Origin of the sequence: Brevibacterium jeotgali (assembly GCF_900169175.1) — a bacterium.
Classification (GTDB): Bacteria; Actinomycetota; Actinomycetes; order Actinomycetales; family Brevibacteriaceae; genus Brevibacterium; species Brevibacterium jeotgali.
The window spans coordinates 220137-242681 of sequence record NZ_FXZM01000001.1 but is presented as its reverse complement, the minus strand read 5'-3'; the positions used below and the strand labels follow the sequence as shown (position 1 = coordinate 242681).

Sequence of the window (22545 nt, the reverse complement as noted above, 5' to 3'; positions counted from 1 at the left end):
CAGCATGAGTGGTGAGTGCAGCAGACCCTCCGACACCGGGGGACCGCCGTGGCTGTGATCCGGGATCCGCTGCGGGGTCGTGAGCGCCCGGCCGCCCCGTCGCACACGGATGCGGAGATCATCGACCGGCTGCTGACCGTGGGCGCTGCGCGGACCGTCGTGCTCGCAGGGGCGGGGATGAGCACCGATTCGGGCATCCCGGACTACCGCGGCCCGGACGCGCTCACCCGCTCACCCATGACCTATCAGAAGTTCCTCGCCGGACCACTCGAGCGCTCGCGCTACTGGGCGCGCAGCTGGGTGGGCTGGGAGAGGATCGTGTGGGCGGAGCCGAACGCGGCACACCGCTCGCTCGCTGCTCTGGGGCTGCTCGGCACCATCACGCAGAACGTCGACGGGCTCGACCGGTCGGCGGGAGTGCAGAACGTCGTCGAGCTCCACGGTCGGCTCGACCGCATCGTGTGCCTCTCCTGCCGACGCACGAACTCCCGCCAGTGGATGCAGGATGAACTCACACGCCTCAACCCGGGCTTCCTCGACCGGATCGACGTCGATCCGCGCGATATCGAGGTCGCGCCCGACGGCGATGCGGAGCTCGAGCAGACGCGCGGGTTCCGAGTCCGCGACTGCCCGGTGTGCGGCGGACTGCTCAAGCCCGACCTCGTGTTCTTCGGAGAGACGGTCGATCGGGGCGTCGTCGACAACGCGCTGGGCATGGTCGAGCAGGCCGACGCACTCGTCGTGCTGGGCTCGTCGCTGGCCGTCATGAGCGGACTGCGATTCGTGCGAGCGGCCGCGAAGCGCGGCGCGCTCGTCGTCATCGACACCGACGGGCCGACCCGTGGCGATGAGCTCGCGGACATGCGGTCCCTGTCACGGACGGCGGACTTCCTCACCGCGTGGTCGAGCGCCGCGGGGCGCGGGTGACGAGTCGGGTGAGGGCGCACGGGACCTGAGCAGCAGGTGTCCCCTCTCTGTTCGTTGGTGCACGGGGCGTGGTCATGCTCGACACGCGCGGTCCCCTGGGGCACGCTTGGGGTATGACATCGCTCGCACGGGAAGAACGACTCAGGCTCGCATCTCTCCTGCGGAAGGTGGGGCCCGGAGCGCCCACTCTGTGCGAGGGCTGGGATACCCGTGACCTCGCAGTTCATCTGGTGATGCGCGATCGCGACCTCCCCGCCCTCGTCGGTGAGCACCTCAAGCTCTTCGCGAAGCGCCACGAACGAGTCGACGAACTGCTGCGAGACACCCCGTGGATCGAACTGGTCGGCAAGATCGCGCAGGGGCCCACCGCCTGGAACCCCAGTTCGTGGGGCGTGGGCGTCGACTCGCTCATGAACACAGCGGAGTTCCTCATCCACCACGAGGACGTGCGGCGTGCACAGCCGGGCTGGCGTGCGCGGGAGCTGGGCACTCAGGTGCAGAAGGACATGCTGCCCCTCGTCCGTGCGCTCGCGCTCTCGTATGCGATCCGTCAGGGCCTCCACGTCGTCCTGCAGCCACGGGGCTTCGACCCGTTCCGTGCCGGTCGGACCAACAAGACGACGGTCACCGTGACCGGGATGCCGATCGAACTGCTGCTCTACCTGTTCGGACGCGAATCGCATGCCGTCGTGGATGTGCGCGAATCAGCCCCTGTCTCCGACGACGAGGACGCCGAAGTCGTGGGCGGCACCCCGGACGAGGTCGCCGCGGCGGAATCCGACTCCGTCGCGGGCGAGTGGCCGGCCGCCGTGCAGCACCAGAAGAAGAAGCGCGGCCCGATCGTGGAGAGGCCCGAGGGCTCGGAGATCTGAGGGCTCACACGTGTGAGGGGTGAGGCTCGACCACGGGAGCGAGGCTGCCGTCGGTCATCTCGTATGTCGCATCGAAGCGCGGCATGAGCTGCAGGTCGTGGGTGACGAGCAGCGTCGCCGTGCCCAGGTCGCGGGTGAGGTCCACGACGAGCTCGATGATCTCCTCGCCGCGCGCACGATCCAGCGCGGAAGTGGGTTCATCGACGATGAGGACGTTCGGATGCCCCATGAGGGCGCGTGCGATGTTGATCCGCTGTCGCTGACCACCGGACAGCGCAGCGGGACGAGCGTCGCGGTGATCGCCCAGTCCGACGACGCCGAGCAGTTCGTCCGCAGCCCGATGACGTGCAGCGCGGGCGCTGCGATCACCGTCCATCTCGCCCATGATGAGCAGCTGTTCGCGAGCGGTGAGTGACGGCAGCAGGTTGGATTGCTGGAAGACGATGCCGATCCGCTCGCGCCGCAGGCGGGCCGCGTCCGTCTGCGAGAGCGAGGTCGCGTCGACGTCCGCGATCCGCACGGTGCCCGCATCGGGCCGCACGAGTGTGGAAGCGACGGCCAGGAGACTGGACTTCCCCGAACCGGAGGGCCCCGTGAGGCCCGCGACGGTGCCGTCGGCGACCTCGAGATCCGCACTGTCGACGGCGGTGATCCGGCTGGTGCCGTCGGGGAATGTCAGGGTGATACCGGTGAGCGAGAGCATGAGAAGGGTCCTTTCGGTGGAGCTGGGACTCATCCCAGCTGGGATTCAGCGGCGGGCGAGGGCACGGCCGGCAGACCGGCCCCCGGATCGACCGGTGCTCAGCGTGCGGTGCCCAGCGCGGTGAGTGGGTCAGCCTGCGTGACGGAGCGCAGTGCGAACCCGGCCCCCACGAGTCCCAGTGCGATGAGGAGCACGGCGGGCAGGAGCGTGGTGTACCAGGCGACGATGAACGGCACGACACCGCTGACCGCCAGTCCCAGTGCGGCCGTGAGCAGGATCCCTCCGCCCACTCCGGCGATCAGCACTGCCAGGGACTGGCCCAGGGCGTCGCGCATGAGCGACGGGGTCGACGCGCCCAGTGCCTTGAGCACGGCGACGTCGCCCGTGCGCTGCATGGTCCACACGGTGAAGAATGCGCCGACCACCAATGCAGAGATGCCGAACAGCATGCCCACCATCATGAGCAGGGAGCCGATCTCTGAGCGGAACGAGGCGATCGCGAGCAGTGAGGAGAGGCTGCTGCTCGCGGTCGTCGAGGACTCGTCCGCGAGCGCATCGATCTGCTCGGAGACGCTGGTGCCGCCGGCGTCGGCGGCACCAGAGGAGACGTCGAGGGTCAGCGCGGTCGCCGCCACGTCGTCGCGTCCCAGGCGGGTCTGCATGTCGTGCCAATCGTTCATCGTCACGTAGGCGACGGGGGTGTGCGCATACCAGCGGTCGTCGTCGAGCACGTCCACCGCGAGGTCGATGCCGAGGACTGAGACGTGGTCGTCGTCGCCGACGCCGAGGTCCTCCGCGGCCTGCGGGCTCAGCGCCACCTGGCCGTCGCGGGAGGGGGAATCGGAGGCGCCGCCGAACATCGCGGCGGAGATCCCCGAGCCCGAGGTCCCGGTCCCGTCGGCGGTCGCCGCGTCGGCGCGGCCGGGGTCGGCTTCGGGACCGTCGATCGTGAACCGGAGGATTCCGACCTCCCGGACGCTCTCCACGAGGTCCGAGTCGCTCCAGGCCTCGACCTGCGAATCGGTGAGCTCGGACTCGTCGAACGTCTCCGCCGCCAGCACGACGCGTTCTCCGTCGAGTGCGCGGACTGCGGAGATGTTCTGCTGCGCGAGCCCGCCCGTGAGGCCGGAGAGCAGCCCGATGAGGAGTGTCATGAGCAGGACGACTCCGGTGATGAGGGCGAAGCGGCCGCGGGCGAATCGCATGTCGCGCCAGGCGAGGAACATGACAGCCTCCGATGTGATGAGGAGCGGGGTGGTTGCGGACGGGTTCCCATCCGATGACCCCAGTCTTCTCGTCGCGGCACCGTGGCACATCGGACAGGTGGACGGTCCTCTTGCGCGGATAGGACGACTCCCGCCTCGTCCTTTCGACTGATACGCATGAAGACGCTGCGGAAGCGATGCCCGCAGCAGCGGCGGCGCAGTAGCGTGGGCAGCATGCCCCGCTCGTCCGCACTCCCCGCCGAACCGTCCGACGGCCGCGCCTCTGCCCTGACCTCGACATCCGTGTCGGTCGCTCTGCAGTGGGGACTGCACGTCCTCATCGTCGGCCTGGGCCTCCTCGTGGTGGTCCGCGCACTGTCGGGAGACGCGAGTCATCCGACCGCGGCCATCGGGCTGGTCGTGGCGTTCGAAGCGCTCTATGTCGTCGGAGCGGTGCTGGCGGGCCGGCTCGTCCGACTGCGGCTCGTCCGACTGCGGCTCGTCTGGGTGGCAGCGCTCGTGATCCTGTGGCTCGGCACCCTGGCGCTCGCCCCGGATGCCGCCTTCCTCGCGTTCCCCCTCTTCTTCCTCTGCTTCCACCTGCTGCGCGACTGGTGGGGGCCGCTGTCGGTGCTCGCGATCGCGCTGGCGGCGATCGCGGGACTCGCATTCCACCGCGGGCTCACCGTCGGCGGGGTCACCGGCCCGCTCGTGGGTGCTGCCGTCGCTGTGGCCATCGGGCTGGGCGTGCGCACCCTGGTCCGCGAAGTCCGTGCTCGCGAGCGACTCGTCACCCGTCTGCTCACCGCGCAGACGCGGCTCGCAGAGACGGAGCGGGCTGCGGGTGTGGAGGCAGAGCGCACGCGTATGGCCGCAGAGCTCCACGACACCGTGGCGCAGGGCCTCTCGAGCATCCAGCTGCTGCTGAGCGCGGCGGAGCGGCGCATGGGTCCGGAGGCCGCGGGGCTCCACGAGATCGCGCTCGCGAAGTCGTCGGCCGGCTCCGCGCTGGCGGAGACCCGTGCATTCATCCGTGCTCTGAACTCTCCGAAGCTGGCGGCCGCGACCCTGCCGGACGCGCTCGCCCGTGTGGTGAGCGAGACCGGTTCCGAGGCCTCGACCGCGGGGTTCGAGACATCAGGGTCTGAGACGTCGGGGTCCGAGGCGGCGGGGTCCGAGGCGGCGAGCCGCGCCGCAGCTGCCAGAGCCGCCGATCTCACGTTCCGCACGAACGGTGCGGCGCGCCCGCTTCCCCGGCCCGTCGAGACGACGATCCTCCGTCTCGTGCAGGGTGCGCTCGGCAACGCCGTGTCCCACGCACACGCGGACCGAGTGCGCGTCACGCTGACGTACGGGCACGACCGGATCGCGGTCGACATCACCGACGACGGACGGGGCTTCGATCCGTCGGCTGTGCGACCGTCGGGTGAGTCTGATTCGTTCGGGCTCGACGTCATGCGCGCCCGGGCACGTGCCGTGGGCGGGACGCTCACCGTCGAATCGCGGCCGGGTGAGGGCACCACGGTGCGTGCGGTGTTCGATGCGGGTGACGAGGGGAGTGGTGTGTGATGAGGAGAAGGAGACAGCGATGACGGTGCGCGTGCTCGTGTGCGATGACCACCCGGTCGTGCGGGCGGGGATCACCGCTCTGCTCGCGACTGACGAGGGGATCGAGGTGGTCGGTGAGGCCGCGACGGGGGAGGAGATCGTCCGACTCGCGGCGGAGGTGCCTGCGGACCTCGTCCTCATGGACCTCCAGCTGGGCGGCGGTGACGGCGTGGTCCACGGCCCGGAGGCGACTCGCCGGATCCGTGCGGGCGGCGCCTCAGCACCGAACGTCCTCGTCCTCACGAACTATGACAGCGACGCGGACGTCGTGACAGCGATCGAGTCGGGCGCGGCGGGCTACCTGCTCAAGGACACCCCACCGGATCAGCTGCTCGACGGGATCCGACGGGCGGCGGCGGGGGAGACTGCGCTGTCGCCCGACGTGACCGCCATGCTCATGAAGCGGATGAGGACTCCCGCCGTCAGCCTGAGTGTGCGGGAGCTCGAAGTCGTCGAAGCAGTGGCAGACGGCCTGTCGAACTCCCAGATCGCGGGGCGGCTCTTCGTGTCGGAATCGACGGTGAAGACCCACCTCGCCCACGTCTTCGACAAGCTGGGCGCCCGTTCGCGGACGGATGCGGTGGCGAAGGCTCGCGAGGCGGGTCTCATCCGGGGGTGAGGCGCCGTGCACCTCCCGCGTGAGACGCGGGGACGTCCGAACCGGTCGGGACGGCCCGGCCGGTTCGGACGGCCCGGCCGCCCTGTCCGGTGAAACGGTGGCGAGGGACGGGTGCAGCGTTCGACGGGCGGCCGCGCGCGCCCGTCCTTCGTACCGGCAGCCCGTCCCTCGTCGTGGAGCAGCCGCGAAGCCTCAGCCGCGACCGCGCTCCACAGCCGGGTGATTGATCGCATCGACGATCGCGCTGCCCAGACCGGCAGTGGTGCCCGTCCCGCCCAGGTCGGGGGTGACGACCGTCGTGTCACCGGCGGCCACGACGGACTCGAAGGCGTCTTCGACGGCCGCGGCGGCCTCTGCCTCGCCCAGGTGATCGAGCATGAGCGCTGCCGACCAGATCTGGCCGATCGGATTCGCGATGCCCTTGCCCGCGATGTCTGGGGCGGACCCGTGGACGGGCTCGAAGAGCGACGGGTGGGTCCCCTCAGGATTGATGTTCGCACTGGGGGCGATGCCGATCGTCCCCACGCACGCGGGTCCCAGATCGGACAGGATGTCGCCGAACAGGTTCGAGGCGACGACGACGTCGAACCAGTCCGGGTGCAGGACGAAGTTCGCCGCGAGGATGTCGATGTGGAACTGGTCGACGTCGATATCCGGGTACGACTCGGACATCGCGGCGACGCGCTCGTCCCAGTACGGCATGGTGATCGCGATGCCGTTGGACTTCGTGGCGGAGGTGACCTTCTTCGCAGGGCGCCTCTCCGCCAGGTCGAACGCGTAGCGGAGCACCCGGTCGATGCCCGTGCGGGTCATGATCGTCTCCTGGATGACCGTCTCCCGGTCCGTGCCCTCGAACATGCGACCGCCGACGGAGGAGTACTCGCCCTCCGTGTTCTCGCGGACGACGTAGAAGTCGACCTCGCCCGGCTCTCGCCCGGCCAGCGGGCTCCGCACACCCTGGAGGAGCTTCACGGGTCGCAGGTTCACATACTGGTCGAACACGCGCCGGAACTGGAGGATCGATCCCCACAGGCTCACGTGGTCGGGGACGACGTCGGGCCATCCGACCGCGCCGAAGAAGATCGCATCGACGGTCTCCAGCCGCTCCGCCCAGTCCTCGGGCATCATCGTGCCGTGCGCCTGCCAGTGCCCCGCGCTCGCCCAGTCGAGCTCCACGAGGTCGAGCTCGAAGCCGTAGACGTCCGCTGCGGCCTGGAGCGCACGGACGCCCTCTGGCATGACCTCGGTGCCGATCCCGTCACCGGGGATGACCGCGATCCTGTAGGTCCTGTCACTCATCGGTCGACTCCTTCCCTCCGTCGCGTTCGGACTCCCCGTCGAGCCCACGCTCCTCGTCGAGCCGGTCGACGTCCTCGAGCCGACGCTCATCCTCCAGCCTACGGCGTTCGCGCTCGAGGCGCCTCTGATCCTCGAGCTCCTCCCAGCGCTTCCGCGTGCGGGCACCGATCGCGGCGTCCGGGTTCTTCACCGTCCGGAGGATCAGCCAGCCGCCGCACACGATCGTGACGAAGAAGGCGCACGTGATGATGATGATCCCCACGGTCGAGGGTTCGGCCACCATGGTTCACGACCTCTTCTCGAGTCTGCGCTTGTCGAACCAGTTCGCATAGCGTGCAGTGAGGGTGCTCATGCCCAGCGAGCCGCGCACCCGGACGAGGGGGAGGCCCGGGCGCGGCACGTGGTCGACGTGGGACTTCCTGGTGCCCCAGGAGCCGCGGACGTCGTCGATGTCGACGCCCCATCCATCGGGCACGACGATGAGGCAGGTGCCCATGGCCCCGGCGACGTCGACGTTGATGACCTCCGGCGCGTTCTCGACCTCGAGGAAGCTCAGCTCCACGGTCGCTCCGATCGACTCGACCCGGATGAAGGGCGGGACCTCCCAGCGGCCTCGGCGTCGTTCGTCCTCCCACCCGGCGCGCAGCACGAGCGGACGGCCGAGCTCCCAGCCGGCGGCGTCCCTGGCCGGCACGACCGCGCCCGAGGCCGTCCGCGCCACCGTGCCGGCAGCGCCGCCCAGCGCACTGGACGGCGGTGGCACGGGAAGGTCGTCCACGAGGAGGTCGAGGTCCGCATAGGTCCTGGCGTCCGCGGTCTTCTCCATGCGCTCCGTGAGCTCTTCGACCGTCAGGCGTCCCTCACCTGCAGCGACGCGCAGCGTCTCGATGACGTCCTCGCGTTCGGCGTGTCCGATCCGGATCTTCCGGGCCGCGGAATCGCCGTCCATGTGCTGGTCCTCCTCGCCCGTGGGCTGCTGTCTGTCTGCCCGTGGGCTGCCGTCCGTGCCGGCGTCTGGGCTGATGCTCTGTGTCCGTCCCTGACTATAGGGTGGGGGACGTGTCCACCGCACTGTATAGGCGCTACCGCCCCGAAGCCTTCGATGAAGTGATCGGGCAGGAGCATGTGACCCGCCCGCTGTCCGCCGCTATCGACGCAGGGCGCATCAACCATGCCTTCCTGTTCTCCGGTCCCCGCGGCTGTGGGAAGACGACGTCGGCGCGGATCCTGGCGCGCTGCCTCAACTGCGTCGAAGGCCCCACGTCGAATCCGTGCGGTCAGTGCCCCAGCTGCCAGGACCTGGCGAACGGCGGATCGGGATCGCTGGACGTCGTGGAGATCGACGCGGCCAGCCACAACGGCGTCGATGATGCCCGTGACCTGCGGGAGCGGGCCGTGTACGCGCCGGCCAGGGACCGCTACAAGGTGTTCATCCTCGACGAGGCCCACATGGTGACGACGCAGGGCTTCAACGCCCTGCTCAAGCTCGTCGAAGAACCGCCGGCCCACGTGAAGTTCGTCTTCGCGACGACGGAGCCGGACAAGGTCATCCAGACGATCCGGTCGCGTACGCACCACTACCCGTTCCGGCTGGTCCCGCCGGAGACACTGGTGCGGTACCTCGACGATCTGAGCGGCCGGGAGAACGTGAACGTCGGCAAGGGGGTCCTGCCGCTCGTCGTGCGTGCGGGTGGGGGATCCGTCCGTGACACCCTCTCCGTCCTCGACCAGCTGATGGCCGGTGCCGACGATGAGGGCGTGGACTATCCGACGGCGGTCGCGCTGCTCGGCTATACGGACGACTCGCTCCTGGGTGACATCGTCGATTCGTTCTCCGCGGGCGATGGCGCCGGGGTCTTCCGCGTCATCGACCGCGTGGTCGAATCGGGGCACGATCCGCGTCGCTTCGTCGAGGACCTGCTGGAGCGCTTCCGCGACCTCTTCGTCATCTCCGCCGCAGAAGACGCCGCGGCCTCGTTCCTGCCGGAGGTGCCCGCGGACAGGTTGGAGCGCCTCAAGGTCCAGGCGCGTGCTTTCGGGCCGGCTGAACTGTCACGAGCGGCGGACCTCCTCAATGTCGGACTGACGGAGATGACCGGTGCCACGTCGCCCCGTCTGCAGCTGGAACTGATCTGCGCGCGGATCCTGCTGCCGGGGGCGGAGGACTCGCGTCGCTCCGTCGTGTCCCGCGTCGACAGGCTCGAACGGCGCATCGGAATGAGCGCCGGTGGCCGCATCCCGGCAGGAGCAGTGCCCGCGCAGGCGGACTCTGAGCCCGTCGGGGCGGGGCCAGCCAGAACTGAGTCCTCCAGAACTGCGCATTCCGGAGCTGAGACTGTCGGGACTGATTCGGCACGCACTGAGCCGGCACCGGGTTCGGGGGCTGCTCACGGGCAGGCGCCGAGTGCTGTGCAGGGCACGGAAGCGTCCGCGATCGCGGCGCAGGACGCGGACCCGTTCGCGGGTGTCGCGGATGCCATGGCATCGGCTCGCTCGGTGCTCGACTCCAGGCCGGAGGACAAGCCTCGCGGCCCGTCGGCGTCGGCCCCTGCGGAACCTCCTCGAGCGGACCAGCGGCCCGCCCCCCGGGCCGAACAGGTGCAACACGCTGAGTCGCAGCAGCGACCGGAGCGCGCTGAGCCTGCGGAATCGCCACAGCAGCGCCCTGAGCGCCCTGAGCGGGCGGAACCCCCGCAGGGGCGTTCCGAGCGCCCCGAGCCGGAACCCCCGCAGGAACGGCGACCTGTGCGCTCGGGATCACAGGCGGGCGCGCCCGCGGCAGATCAGCACGTGCATGCCCCGCAGACAGGTGCACCGCAGACGGCGCCACCGCAGACGGCGCCACCGCAGGCAGATGCCCCGCAGGCAGACGATTCGTCGGTCGACGTGCCGGAAGCACATGCATCGCCGGAAATCCGGCAGGCCCCCGGTGTGGGCGCGGAGATCGACGCGATCCGTCGCGGTTGGCCCGACGTGCTGGCCAGGCTTCAGCAGCTGCGCAAGCTCTCGTACGCGATCGTGAGCGGCAACTCCTTCCCGCAGCAGTTCGCCGATGGTGTGCTCTTCCTCGGCTTCAGCAACCCCGGGTCGGTCCAGGCCTTCCGCCGGGGCCCCCATGCGCAGTTCGTGAGTTCAGCCGTCGAAGATTCTCTGGGCATCCGCGCAGAAGTGCGTGTGGGCGACGAGAACGCAGGACCGGCTACCGCACCTCCGGCACCCAGTGGGCCTCAGCCCGGTGGTCCTGCCGGGCAGGGCAGCTCCGGTCCGGGTGGCAGAGGTTCGGACGGCTCCGGTTCGGGCGGCCCAGGCCAGAGGGCGGCGGGCCCCCACGATCGCTCGGGGCCGCGTCAGGTGACGCAGGAAGAATTGGACTCCGTCGTCGGTCCGCGCGAAGCTGATCGGGCGCCTGTCGACCACGAGCGGTATTGGCAGAGTGGCTCGGCCGATCAGAGTGGCGCCGTGCGATCGGGGGCGCCGAACAGTCCGCCTCCGTCCCCGCGGGGACGCGAAGGCCGTGACGATGCGGAGGGCGACAGTCGGGCCCCGCTGAGGGGTGCAGACGCTGAACGCGGCTCGCATGAGCCCTCCGCAGACCTGCACGGGGCGGCGACCGCGGTTGCTGCTGAACAGGTTGCTGCTGAACAGCCCGTCTCCGAACGCCCCTCGGCTGTTGAACCACCGGCCACAGAGTCAGGTGCGGCAGGGCCGCTGGCCACCGAGTCAGCTGCCACAGAGCCACCCGTCTCAGAATCTGCAGCCTCAGGGCCACCTGCCGCAGAGTCCGCGGACGCGGACTCGATGACTTCCGAGCCGACGGCTGCGGGCCAGTCGGGGTCAGTGCAGTCGGCGCAGGATCCGTGGGCACCGGACCCGTGGGCACCGGAGGCCGGGAACGAAGCGTGGTCGGGTTCGTCGAGCCAGGATTGGTCGGGCGACTCTCGCGAGGACTGGTCGGGCGACTCGACCGATAGTGATGAGCCCGTCGCGACCGCGGCGGGGGACAGGGCAGTGGATTTCGGTGCTGTCCTGGTTCCGCCGCCCGTCGACATCGAGCCCTCCCCCGAGGACGGGGAGTACGCGGACGAGTACGCGGATCCGTACGGGGACGCCCCACCCGGTCCCGTCGACGAAGGATCCGGGCACGGGATGCGCGATCGTGCGGAGTCCGAAACCTCCATGGATCGCGAGCCGATGGAGAACCAGTCACCCGCGGCGCGCGGCGACCTCGATTTCCTCGGTGCGTACGCGGACGTGGACATCTCGTTCACAGAGAATCCCGGCCACGCGCAGACATCGCGCACCGCTGAACCTGCAGCGTCCGCAGACTCACCCCTGGGGCGGTACGCGAACCTCGCACAGCGGCACAGCGGCGATGTGAAAGGGGCGGGCCAGCCCGCGCCGCCCATCGAAGAGCATGTGCCGGACCCGGTCGAGAACTACACCGACTACGACACCGAAGGCGACGCTGACATCGAGCACGACGATGAGTACGGGCCCGCCGTCGTCGAGCGCATACTGGGTGGCGTGATCATCGAGGAGCTGAACGAGTGAGCCTGCTGTACGAAGGCGCCCTGCAGGATCTGGTCGAGGAGTTCGGTCGTCTGCCGGGCATCGGTCCCAAGTCCGCTCAGCGCATGGCATTCCACATCCTCCAGGCGGACACCGCAGACGTCGACGCTCTCGCCCACGCGCTGCGCGAAGTGAAGCGCCGCGTCCGGTTCTGCGACACGTGCGGCAATGTCGCAGAGGACGCGACCTGCGTCATCTGCAAGGACGAGCGCCGCGACCGGACGATGATCTGCGTCGTGGAAGAGCCCAAGGACGTCCTTGCGGTGGAGCGCACCCGGGAGTACCGCGGTCTCTACCACGTGCTCGGCGGTTCCATCGATCCCATGGCTGGAATCGGCCCCGACGACCTCCGCATCAAAGACCTCCTGCCACGGCTGCAGTCAGGGGATGTGCAGGAGGTCGTCATCGCGACCGACCCCAACCTCGAGGGCGAGGCGACTGCTACGTACCTCATCCGCCTTCTCGGCAGTGTGGGCCTCACGGTGTCGCGGCTGGCATCGGGGCTGCCGGTGGGCGGTGACCTCGAGTACGCGGACGAAGTGACCCTGGGCCGAGCGTTCGAAGGACGCCGTTCCGTCTCCTGACGTCTCCCGGCGCGTGACACAGTGCTCACTGCCTCTTGACTTCTTATCGATAAACGGCAAGTATATTGTTTATCGATATATCGATCATCGATAAGAAGCAAGCGTAGCGCCAGGGGGCGAGCAGATATGAGCACCACGGATCCGCAGACACCCGATCAGACTCCCGATCCGACACCGCCGACCAGTGGAAGCTCGAACAAGAAGCCGTCGTGGGGGTTCGAGCTCTTCCTCATCTTCCCGCTCATCGCTCTCCTCAACCTCGCGGCGTCGCCGCTGTTCAGCCTGGCGCTGTCCGACCGGCTTCCCGCAGTGCTCGAGTTCGTTGAGCCGGCGTCGATCGCCCTCGACGGGACGGAGGTGGCGGTGGAGGGTCTGACGACGCTCACCGTCCCGGTGGACGACCTCAGCGGATGGGCGATCGGGCAATTCATCGTCGCGAAGGCGATCTGGATCCTCGGTCTCTTCGTCGCCACGTGGTTCGCCGCGCGCGTCGTGTCCGAGGTCGTGCAGGGTCGCCCGTTCTCGACCCGCGCCTCGAGGGGTCTTGCAGGGCTGTCCTGGACCCTCATCATCACCGGCCCGCTCTTCGCGCTGGCGCAGGTCCCGGGCGACAATCTGGTGATCCGCGATCTGGGCCTGCAGGACCTCGACGTGAGCCACAGCGTCACATCGAACATGACCTATCTCTGGATCGGCGCGGTCTTCCTCGCAGAGCTCCTCCGCAGGGCCGTCAGGCGCGGCCGCGAGGTCCAGGACGAGCTGGAAGGTGTGATCTGAGGTGGTGGATGTCGGCGGCCCCCGAGTCGCCTGCCATATCGACAGCCTGCTCGCGCAGCGGGAGATGACGCTCACTCAGTTGTCCGAGCGAGTGGGGGTGAGCCTGGCGAACCTCTCCGTCCTCAAGAACAACCGCGCGAAGGCGGTGCGCTTCACGACGCTCCTGGCACTGTGCGAGGTCCTCGAATGCCAGCCCGGCGACCTCTTCAGCGTCGTTCGCTGAGCCGGGGCACGGGACGCCCACCGCATCGCGAGATGAAGTGCCGAGGCGGTGTCGGTCCATCACGGCCGGCGCCGCCTCGGCGTCCCAGCATGACGGGGTGGCCGGAAGCCGGCCGGGAAGAGCCTCTAGAATGGTGCATGGCTCGGCCGCAGCGGTGCTGCATCGTTTCGCCGCCGGCCGGACCGAACAGCCCGCGAGAGAATTGAGCACATGAGCCTCGTCGTACAGAAGTTCGGAGGTTCCTCCGTTGCCGACGCCGCATCCGTCAAGAGGGTCGCCAAGCGCATTGCGTCCTACCGCAAAGCCGGCCATGACGTGGTAGTCGTCGTCTCAGCCATGGGGGACCAGACAGACGACCTGATCGACCTCGCCCAAGAGGTCTCGCCCGTTCCGCCGCCGCGTGAACTCGACATGCTGCTGACCGCGGGAGAGCGCATCTCCATGGCGGTCCTGGCGATGGCGATCGCGAACCTGGGGGAGAGCGCGCAGTCGTTCACCGGTTCTCAGGCCGGAGTGATCACAGACGAATCCCACGGGCGCGCCCGCATCATCGACGTCACGCCGGGCCGGATCCGTTCCGCGCTCGACGACGGCCACGTCGCGATCGTTGCAGGGTTCCAGGGCGTGAGCCAGACCACCAAGAACATCACGACACTGGGCCGCGGCGGCTCCGACACGACCGCCGTCGCGCTCGCCGCAGCCCTGGACGCGGACGTCTGCGAGATCTACTCGGACGTCGACGGCGTGTTCACGGCGGATCCCCGGATCGTGCCGTCCGCCCGCAAGATCGACAAGATCGGCTACGAGGAGATGATGGAGATGGCCGCCTCCGGCGCCAAGATCCTCATGCTCCGCTGCGTCGAGTACGCGCGCCGTTCCGGTGTGCCCATCCATGTCCGCTCGTCGTTCTCGAAGCACAGCGGCACGTGGGTCACCGACGGGGAGATCCCCGAGCCCTTCAGGACCGCAAGCACGAAGGATTCCACCATGGAACAGCCCATCATCTCCGGAGTCGCGCACGATCGCTCCGAAGCCAAGCTCACCATCGTCGGAGTGCCCGATGTGCCCGGCAAGGCGGCGGAGATCTTCAGCATCATCTCCGAGCAGGAGATCAACATCGACATGATCGTGCAGAACATCTCCACGCGCGATCCCGGTCGCACAGACATCTCCTTCACGCTGCCGATGACGGATGGCGCGAAGGCGATCGAAGCACTCGAGAGCCGCAAGGACAGCATCGGCTTCGATCACATCCGCTACGACGACCAGATCGGCAAGCTGTCGGTCGTCGGCGATGGTATGCGCTCGAACCCAGGGGTCACCGCGACCCTGTTCCGCGCGCTGAGCGACGAGCACGTCAACATCGATCTCATCTCCACCTCGGAGATCCGCATCAGCGTCGTGACGCGTGCCGAGGATCTGGACCGCGCCGTCACCGCGGCGCACAGCGCATACGGTCTGGACAGCGATGAGACGCAGGCGATCGTGTACGGAGGGACAGGACGATGACAGCAGTGACCATCGGAATCGTCGGGGCCACCGGGCAGGTGGGCGCGGTCATGCGCACCCTGCTCGAAGCGGACCCCGGGTTCGAGATCAAGGCGATGCGCTACTTCGCGTCCGCACGCTCGGCCGGTTCGACTCTGCCGTTCCGCGGCCAGGACATCGTCGTCGAGGACACGGCGACGGCCGACCCGACGGGCGTGGACATCGCGCTGTTCTCCGCCGGGGGCGATACCTCCCGTGCACAGGCTGAGCGCTTCGCCGCCGCCGGGGCGGTCGTCATCGACAACTCGTCGGCGTGGCGCGGCCATGAAGAGGTCCCGCTCGTCGTGAGCGAGGTCAACCCGGATGCGGCGGACGCGCGACCGAAGGGCATCATCGCCAACCCCAACTGCACGACGATGGCCGCGATGCCGCCGCTGAAGGCGCTGCACGACGCAGCGGGGCTCGAGCGCCTCAAGGTCGCCACGTACCAGGCCGTGTCCGGGTCCGGACTGGCCGGTGTCAAGGAGCTCACAGACCAGGCACAGGCGGTCGCACCGCATGCATCCGCCCTGGTGAGCTCCGGCTCCGCCGTCGATTTCCCGGAGCCGCAGGTCTACACGGACCCCATCGCGTTCAATGTGCTGCCTCTGGCAGGCGCACTCGTGGACGACGGCGAGTACGAGACCGATGAGGAGAAGAAGCTCCGCAACGAGTCCCGCAAGATCCTCGCCCTCCCGGAGCTGATGGTCGCCGGTACATGCGTGCGCGTGCCCGTCGTCACTGGTCACTCGCTGTCGATCCACGCGGAGTTCTCCCGCGCGATCTCCGCGGACGAGGCGCGTGCGGTGCTGGCGAACGCTGCCGGAGTCGAACTCGAGGACGTGCCCACCCCGCTCAAGGCCGCGGGTGCGGACCCCAGCCTCGTCGGACGGATCCGGCAGGACCAGTCCGTGCCGGAGGGCCGCGGTCTCGTGCTGTTCGTCGCGAACGACAACCTCCGCAAGGGGGCTGCGCTGAACACGGTGCAGATCGCACGGCTGGTGGCGGACCGCCTGGGCTGATCGCCGGCAGTCCGATCGGGCACCGGTCCATCGCGCGTTCGACGGCGCCTCGTCCCGCTGAGGGAAGAGGCGCCGTCGGCATTATGACGACGGGGTGACCGCATCGAAACATCGACATATCTGCATTAGTCCCGGCCTGGGGCCCGGCGTAGCCTGACAGCAGTATGCGCGATCTTCTGCGGAAGACCGGGCCGCCGATGTCACTGACCCCCTGGAAAGGCTCCACCAATGCGCCGTTCGCCTGCATTCCTCGCACTCCTGTCCGCCTCCGGTCTGGTGCTGGCGGGCTGTGGCTCCGGCGCGGGTGCGGCCGATGGCGACAGCAGCACGACAGTGGTCACCTCGACGAACGTCTACGCCTCTCTCGTCGAAGCAGTCGCAGGCGACGCGGTCGACGTCGTCCCGATCATCGATGATGCCGCACAGGACCCCCACGAGTACGAGGCGACCGCCCGCGATCAGCTGGAGCTGTCGCGCGCTGACGTCGTCGTCATGAACGGAGGAGGGTACGACGCCTTCATGACGACGATGCTCGACGCGATCGACGAGGATCCCGACGTCATCGATGCAGTCGCGACCTCGGATCTCCCCGGTGCCGAGGAAGCAGCAGCGAACGGACACGACCACGACCATGCTCACGACCACGAAGAGTCCGGCGAGGGCGAGGACGCTCACGACCATGAGGGCCACGATCACGAAGAGTCCGGCGAGGGCGAGGACGCTCACGACCATGAGGGCCACGATCACGAAGAGTCCGGCGAGGGCGAGGACGCCCACGACCACGAGGGCCACGACCACGGATCGTTCAATGAACACGTCTGGTACTCCGTCCCGACCATGATCGCCCTGGTCGACGAGATCGAGTCCCACCTCGCAGAAGCGGTCCCCGACAGTGCGGAGACCGTCACCGCGAACGCCGATGCGGCGCGCGGGGAGCTCACGGAGCTGGACGACCGGATCGCAGACCTCGCTGATTCCCACGGGGGCGAGAACGCCGCAGTGACCGAACCCGTCGCGCTGTGGCTCTTCGAGGACCTCGGACTCACGAACGTCGTCCCCGACCAGTTCGTGTCCGCCGTCGAGATGGGCTCGGACGTCTCGCCGATCGTCCTGCAGGAGGCGACGGAGGCGCTTGACGATGACGTGAGCGTATTCGCGTACAACACCCAGACCTCGGGCCCCCAGGCGGACGCGCTCCGTGCCGAGGCCGACAGCAGCGGCATCCCCGTCGTCGAGGTGACCGAGACGATGCCCGAGGGCACCGACTACGTCACGTGGATGACGGAGACCGTCGACGCCGTGGAGCAGGCGATCGCATGACAGATGCGCCGCCCGTCCGCGAGCCGGTCCTGGAGCTCTCCGACGCGGAGCTGCGCTTCGGAGAGCGTGTCGTGTGGCACCACCTGACCCTCGACGTGCAGCCGGGCGAGTTCATCGCAGTGCTGGGACCCAATGGCACGGGCAAGACGTCGCTGCTGAGGGCACTGCTGGGGCAGTACAGGCTGCGCGCCGGCTCGATCCGCGTGAACGGCCATCCGCCGCGCACCGGTGACGGCGACCTCGGCTACATTCCGCAGCAGAAGGGCATGGATCGCGATACCCCGATGCGGGGTCGCGATCTCATCCGCATGGGCCTCAACGGGCACCGGTGGGGGATGGGCCCCCTGAAGCGCGCCGACCGCGATCGGGTCGAGGAACTCATCGACGCAGTCGGTGCCCGCGAATATTCGGACTCGCCGGTCGGACTCCTCTCCGGCGGTGAGCAGCAGCGCCTGCGCGTCGCGCAGGCGCTCGTCGGGCAGCCGCGGATCCTGCTGTGCGATGAACCGCTGCTCTCGCTCGACATGCAGCACCAGCGCCGCGTGGCGGCGCTCATCGACGAGATGCGCAGGACGCGCGACACTGCGGTCGTCTTCGTCACCCACGAGATCAATCCGATCCTCCCCTACGTCGACAGGGTGCTCTACCTGGCGGGCGGCCACCACCTCATCGGTCCGCCGCGTGAGGTCATGACCTCGGCATCGCTCAGCCGGCTGTATCGCAGCCCGATCGAGGTCGTGGAGGTCGGCGGACGGCTCGTCATCGTCGGCGGAGACGACCACCACCCGCATCACGACACCGACGAGGATCCGGCCGATGAGCCGGGCATACTTCTCGGAAAGGGAGACCACTGATGGATGTTCTCACCGGTCTCTTCACATTCGAGGACTACGGGGCGCTCGTCTCCCTGCTCCTCAACTCGATCCTCGCGGCGGCACTGCTGGGCGTGGTGGGCGGCCTGGTGTCAGTCTTCGTCATGACTCGCGACATCGCGTTCGCCGTCCACGGCATCGCGGAGCTGTCCTTCGCGGGGGCCGCGCTCTTCCTGCTCATCGGCTTCGACGTCGTCCACGGCAGCTTCGTCGGCTCGATCATCGCGGCAGCCATCATCGCCGTGGGCGGAGTGCGCGAATCGGAGAAGAACTCGATCATCGGCGTGCTCATGCCGTTCGGCCTGGGCCTGGGAATCCTCTTCCTCGCACTCTACGACGGTCGGGCGGCGAACAAGTTCGGCCTGCTCACCGGTCAGATCGTCGCGATCAGTGGCGAATCCCTGCGGCTGCTGGTCGTGACCGCGCTCATCGTGCTCGTGGTCCTTGCGGTCATCTGGCGACCGCTCATCTTCGCTGGACTCGATCCGCAGGTGGCGCGAGCCCGCGGCGTGCCGGTCGCGTCGCTCCACCTGATCTTCATGGTGGTGCTGGGTCTGTCAGTCGCACTGTCCGTGCAGGTCGTGGGCGTGCTGCTGGTCATGGCGCTGCTGGTCACTCCCGCAGCCGCAGCCACGCAGGTCACCGCCTCCCCGGTCGTCACCCCGATCCTGTCCGTCGTCTTCGCGGTCGTGTCCTCGGTGGGCGGTGTCCTCGTCGCGCTCGGTTCACCGGTCGTGCCCATCAGCCCGTTCGTCACGACGATCAGTTTCCTCATCTATGCGGTGTGCCGACTGATCGGTCGACGCCGGATGCGGCGCCACATACGTGCCAGGACCCAGCGGGAGTCCGACCTGGACCGTCACCCATCGCTGCGGTGACGACCCCCGTCGAGGTGCGAGTCATACGCCGCGGTCGGGAATCCTGGCCGCGGCGCTGACATAATCGGGCGCATGGCCTCAGCACGCTCATCCCGCAGTCTCCGACGCGCGGCGGGAATCGCAGCGGGGATCGGACTCGCGGGCATCGCGGGCTTCGGGTACTCCGCCGTCGTCGAACCGCGGATGTTCCGGGTCCGTCGTCACACACTCCCGCTGCTTCCGCCGGGGTCCGACCCGGTCCGGATCCTCCATCTGTCCGATATGCACCTGGCGGGGAATCAGGGCTACCGATCCCGCTTCGTACGATCGCTCGCAGAGCTGGAGCCCGACCTCGTCGTCAACACGGGGGACAACTTCGGCGGCGATACGCTGCCGCTCGTGCTCGAAGCCCTGGATCCGCTGCTCGATGTGCCGGGAGTGTTCGTGCTCGGCTCCAACGACGTGTGGGGACCCACCTTCAAGAACCCCGCCCGCTATCTCACCCGCCGCACGACGCAGGGGGAGGACAAGTCGAAGGAGCCCACCCTCCCGGTCGATGAGCTCAGGGCATCGTTCGAGGCCCGCGGGTGGTCTCACCTGGACAACTGCACGAGCTCCCTCACGGTCGGGGACACGGCACTCGCCTTCGCAGGTCTGGGCGACGCCCATATGAATGCCGATCGCGTCACGGACACGCACCCGCGCTTCCCCAGCGGTCACGTGCGGATCGGAGTCACGCATGCTCCGTACTCACGGACCCTCGAGGCGTTCGCGGGGGCGGGTGCCGACCTCGTGCTCGCAGGACACACGCACGGCGGGCAGATCCGGGTCCCGTTCTGGGGCGCTCCCGTGACCAACTGCGATCTGGACCGGACACGTGCTCGTGGGCTCTTCTCGTATCGGCGGTCTCGCGTGCATGTGTCCGCTGGTCTGGGGTATTCGCCGTACTCACCTGTCCGGTTCGCCTGTCCGCCGGAGGTCAGCCTGCTCATGCTGGTCGGAAGGCCGGGTTCGGACTGAAGCACGCATACTGGCAGCGCCATCGGCGGACTCTGAGACCCTGCGATTGCCCGGGGCGCTAAAATCTAGACCATGGTGTCCTCTGTCGCATCCAAGAAGCCCGCCAAGCTCAGCGCGCTCATCCAGTTCATCGCGGTCAGCTGCATCGCCGGAGTCGTGTCCGCAGGACTCGCGATCCCGTCGGTCGGGATGGCCGCCGCTGCGGGTGACGGCGCTGTCGAGGTATTCAACGCGCTGCCTGCGGAGCTCGACGAGCGACCGCTCGCGCAGCAGTCCCGCATGCTCGCCGCAGACGGATCGCTCATCGCGAACTTCTACTGGCAGAACCGCAAGGAGGTCGCGTTCGACGACATCTCCCAGGAGATGAAGGACGCGACCGTCGCGGTCGAGGACTACCGCTTCTACGAGCACACCGGTGTGGACCTCAAGGGCATCGCCCGCGCGGTGGTGCACAATCTCCTCTCCGATTCGACGCAGGGCGGGTCGACACTCACGCAGCAGTACGTGAAGAACGTGCTCGCGGAGAACGCCCACGCGATCGAGGACTCTGAAGGAGTCGAGGCGGCGAAGGAATCGGACGGAGCATCCGGCTACGCCCGCAAGCTGCGCGAGGCGAAGCTGGCGCTCGCAGTGGAGAACAAGTACGACAAAGACGAGATCCTCCATCGCTACCTCAACATCAACAACTACTCCGGATCGCCCAACGTCTACGGCGTCGAAGCCGCTGCACAGCGGTACTGGGGCATCCCCGCATCAGAGCTGAACGCCACACAGTCGGCGACCCTGGCGGGAATCGTGAAGAACCCCAGCGCGAACAATCCGGAGCGGTACCCGGAACAGACGCTGGAGCGGCGCAACACCGTGCTGAGCCTCATGCACACCCACGGCTACATCGACGACGCGGAGTACCAGGAGGCGACGGAATCCGACCTGGACCTCGACATCCACAAGACGCCCAACGGCTGCGCGACGGCCGGCAACATGGGCTACTTCTGCGATTACGTGCAGCGCGTCGTCGAGAACGATCCGAGTTTCGGTGAGACGAAGGGCGAACGGCTGCAGTTCCTCAACCGGGGCGGCCTCACGATCCGGACCACGATCGATCCCGACATCCAGGCGGCCGCAGACGAGGCAGTCAAGGACCGGGTGCCCGTGGGCGATCCGTCCGGTGCGGGCCACGCGGCAGTGACCGTGGAGCCGGGCAGCGGTGACGTCATCGCGATGGCGCAGAACCGCAACTACGCGGTGGCCGAAGGCGAGGAGGACGTCGACACCCAGCTGAACTACAACGTCGACCGCGCCCACAACGGGGCCAGCGGCTTCCAGGTCGGTTCGACGTGGAAGCCCCTCGTGCTCGCCGAATGGCTGGATGAGGGCAAGGGGCTGAACACCGTCGTGAATGCGACGCGGCGCGAGTTCTCCGCAGGTTCGTGGTCGTACTCCGGATGTCCGGCGATGGGCGGAGCGTGGCACCCGAGGAACGCCGGCGACGGCGACGGGAGTCCCTCGATGACCGCGATAGAGGCCACGAAGCAGTCGCTCAACACCGCGTACGCGGCGATGGGCAATCAGCTCAACATGTGCGGCATCCTCGACACCGCCCAGTCTCTGGGCCTCAAGTACGGCAGCGGAGAACCTCTCGACACGGCAGACGACACGGGGTTCGTCCCCGCTCTCAGCCCCGCGTCGATCCTCGGCACCGTCGAGGTCGCACCGATCGACATGGCTGCCGCATTCGCGGCGTTCGCTGCCGATGGCGAGTACTGCAGGCCCACACCCATCCAGTCGATCGAGGACGGTGACGGCGAAGAGCTCGACGTGCCGTCGGCTGATTGCAGGCAGGCGATCGACGAGGAGGTCGCACAGGGCGTCGCCTACGCGATGAGCCAGACCTTCAACGGAGGCACGACCAGCAGCCTCGGGATCGGCGTGCCCGCGGCGGCGAAGACCGGTACGACGAACTTCGAGGTCGGTTCGACCTCGCTGATCGGCTTCACTCGTACCCTGTCCACCATGGTGTGGACCGGTGACCCGGACGGCAGCCGTGACTGGCGCAGGAACTCCGAGGGCGCAGTCACCGGCTACGTCTACGGCGCGACCGTGTCCGGCGCCACGTGGCAGGCCTACATGCGGGACGCGGTCCAGAAGACCGAGGGCAACACCGGCTTCTCCCGTCCCGGCGGCAGCGTGGGCGGCTCACAGGGCAGCGACCGCTCCGGTGGCGGAAACGGCGGCGGAGGCGGCAGCAACGGCGGCGGAAACGGCGGCGGAGGCGGCGGCGGGAACGACGACGGCGGGGACGACGGCGGGGACGACGGCGGGGACGACGGCGGGGACGACGGCGGGGACGACGGCGGGGACGACGGCGGGGACGACGGCGGGGACGACGGCGGGGACGACGGCGGGGACGACGACGACGGCGATGACGGCGGCGGTGGCGCCGGCCTGGGCGGGAACTGACGCCGACCATCTGTTCGAGGCGCAGGCTGTCTGGCCCTCCATGAGGAAGCCGCGGGATCACCGAATCGTTCGGTGGCCCCG

General features: G+C 68.6%; 20 protein-coding genes. 15 read left to right on the top strand and 5 right to left on the bottom strand.

What is annotated here, in order from left to right; all coding sequences use genetic code 11:
* The first annotated feature begins 15 nt into the window (after positions 1-15).
* On the top strand, positions 16-927 hold the full coding sequence (locus tag BJEO58_RS01160) for a Sir2 family NAD-dependent protein deacetylase (protein ID WP_246075932.1): 912 nt from the start codon (positions 16-18) through the stop codon (positions 925-927).
* Between the two features lie 113 nt (positions 928-1040).
* Positions 1041-1799 (top strand): TIGR03085 family metal-binding protein, encoded by a 759-nt coding sequence (locus tag BJEO58_RS01155; RefSeq protein WP_180951778.1) that lies wholly within the window; start codon positions 1041-1043, stop codon positions 1797-1799.
* 4 nt (positions 1800-1803) lie between these two features.
* Here the strand turns inward: BJEO58_RS01155 and BJEO58_RS01150 are convergent, their stop codons facing one another.
* Positions 1804-2502, bottom strand: coding sequence for an ABC transporter ATP-binding protein (locus tag BJEO58_RS01150; protein WP_101586979.1), 699 nt, complete (start codon positions 2500-2502; stop codon positions 1804-1806).
* Between the two features lie 98 nt (positions 2503-2600).
* Positions 2601-3728 carry an ABC transporter permease gene (locus BJEO58_RS01145; RefSeq protein ID WP_101586977.1) on the bottom strand — a complete coding sequence of 376 codons (1128 nt, stop codon included), beginning with the start codon at positions 3726-3728 and terminating at the stop codon, positions 2601-2603.
* A 213-nt stretch (positions 3729-3941) separates the two neighbouring features.
* On the opposite strand from BJEO58_RS01145, the gene BJEO58_RS01140 reads away from it, so the two are divergent.
* The gene (locus tag BJEO58_RS01140; protein WP_180951777.1) at positions 3942-5276 is read left to right on the top strand and encodes a sensor histidine kinase; all 1335 of its coding nucleotides are present in this window, start codon (positions 3942-3944) and stop codon (positions 5274-5276) included.
* Positions 5277-5295: 19 nt separating this feature from the next.
* The gene (locus tag BJEO58_RS01135) at positions 5296-5934 is read left to right on the top strand and encodes a response regulator (RefSeq protein ID WP_101587232.1); all 639 of its coding nucleotides are present in this window, start codon (positions 5296-5298) and stop codon (positions 5932-5934) included.
* 192 nt (positions 5935-6126) lie between these two features.
* Here BJEO58_RS01135 and BJEO58_RS01130 read toward each other — a convergent pair whose 3' ends face one another.
* The 3 genes from BJEO58_RS01130 to BJEO58_RS01120 are packed head-to-tail and all read right to left on the bottom strand — an operon-like array spanning position 6127 to position 8182.
* Entirely contained in the window at positions 6127-7233 is a 1107-nt protein-coding gene (locus BJEO58_RS01130) for a tartrate dehydrogenase (RefSeq protein ID WP_101586973.1), read from the bottom strand.
* Complete coding sequence (locus BJEO58_RS01125; RefSeq protein WP_101586971.1) at positions 7226-7516, bottom strand: hypothetical protein; 291 nt, start codon at positions 7514-7516, stop codon at positions 7226-7228. The genes BJEO58_RS01130 and BJEO58_RS01125 overlap by 8 nt, the downstream gene beginning before the upstream one ends.
* Before the next feature lie 3 nt (positions 7517-7519).
* On the bottom strand, positions 7520-8182 hold the full coding sequence (locus BJEO58_RS01120) for a DUF1707 SHOCT-like domain-containing protein (RefSeq protein ID WP_101586969.1): 663 nt from the start codon (positions 8180-8182) through the stop codon (positions 7520-7522).
* 110 nt (positions 8183-8292) lie between these two features.
* Between BJEO58_RS01120 and BJEO58_RS01115 the strand changes: the two genes are divergently transcribed.
* From BJEO58_RS01115 to BJEO58_RS01065, 11 genes are all read left to right on the top strand, one after another.
* Entirely contained in the window at positions 8293-11784 is a 3492-nt protein-coding gene (locus BJEO58_RS01115; protein ID WP_101587230.1) for a DNA polymerase III subunit gamma and tau, read from the top strand.
* A gap of 5 nt (positions 11785-11789) precedes the next feature.
* Positions 11790-12386, top strand: a complete 597-nt coding sequence (gene recR, locus BJEO58_RS01110) for a recombination mediator RecR (protein WP_101587229.1) — start codon at positions 11790-11792, stop codon at positions 12384-12386.
* 126 nt (positions 12387-12512) lie between these two features.
* Positions 12513-13163 (top strand): DUF2975 domain-containing protein, encoded by a 651-nt coding sequence (locus BJEO58_RS01105; protein ID WP_101586967.1) that lies wholly within the window; start codon positions 12513-12515, stop codon positions 13161-13163.
* Position 13164: 1 nt separating this feature from the next.
* Positions 13165-13386 (top strand): helix-turn-helix domain-containing protein, encoded by a 222-nt coding sequence (locus tag BJEO58_RS01100; RefSeq protein WP_373270395.1) that lies wholly within the window; start codon positions 13165-13167, stop codon positions 13384-13386.
* 210 nt (positions 13387-13596) lie between these two features.
* Entirely contained in the window at positions 13597-14895 is a 1299-nt protein-coding gene (locus BJEO58_RS01095; protein ID WP_101586965.1) for an aspartate kinase, read from the top strand.
* Complete coding sequence (locus tag BJEO58_RS01090; protein WP_101586963.1) at positions 14892-15935, top strand: aspartate-semialdehyde dehydrogenase; 1044 nt, start codon at positions 14892-14894, stop codon at positions 15933-15935. The genes BJEO58_RS01095 and BJEO58_RS01090 overlap by 4 nt, the downstream gene beginning before the upstream one ends.
* Positions 15936-16163: 228 nt before the next feature.
* Positions 16164-17255: a metal ABC transporter solute-binding protein, Zn/Mn family gene (locus tag BJEO58_RS01085; protein ID WP_101586962.1), complete on the top strand. Its 1092-nt coding sequence runs from the start codon at positions 16164-16166 to the stop codon at positions 17253-17255.
* A complete protein-coding gene (locus BJEO58_RS01080) occupies positions 17252-18109 on the top strand; it encodes a metal ABC transporter ATP-binding protein (RefSeq protein WP_101586961.1) in 858 nt (285 codons plus the stop codon). The genes BJEO58_RS01085 and BJEO58_RS01080 overlap by 4 nt, the downstream gene beginning before the upstream one ends.
* A complete protein-coding gene (locus tag BJEO58_RS01075) occupies positions 18109-19005 on the top strand; it encodes a metal ABC transporter permease (protein WP_101586959.1) in 897 nt (298 codons plus the stop codon). Before BJEO58_RS01080 ends, BJEO58_RS01075 begins: the two co-directional genes overlap by 1 nt.
* Before the next feature lie 72 nt (positions 19006-19077).
* Positions 19078-20004, top strand: coding sequence for a metallophosphoesterase (locus BJEO58_RS01070; RefSeq protein ID WP_101586958.1), 927 nt, complete (start codon positions 19078-19080; stop codon positions 20002-20004).
* 72 nt (positions 20005-20076) lie between these two features.
* Complete coding sequence (locus BJEO58_RS01065) at positions 20077-22464, top strand: transglycosylase domain-containing protein (RefSeq protein ID WP_101586956.1); 2388 nt, start codon at positions 20077-20079, stop codon at positions 22462-22464.
* The last annotated feature ends 81 nt before the right edge of the window (positions 22465-22545 follow it).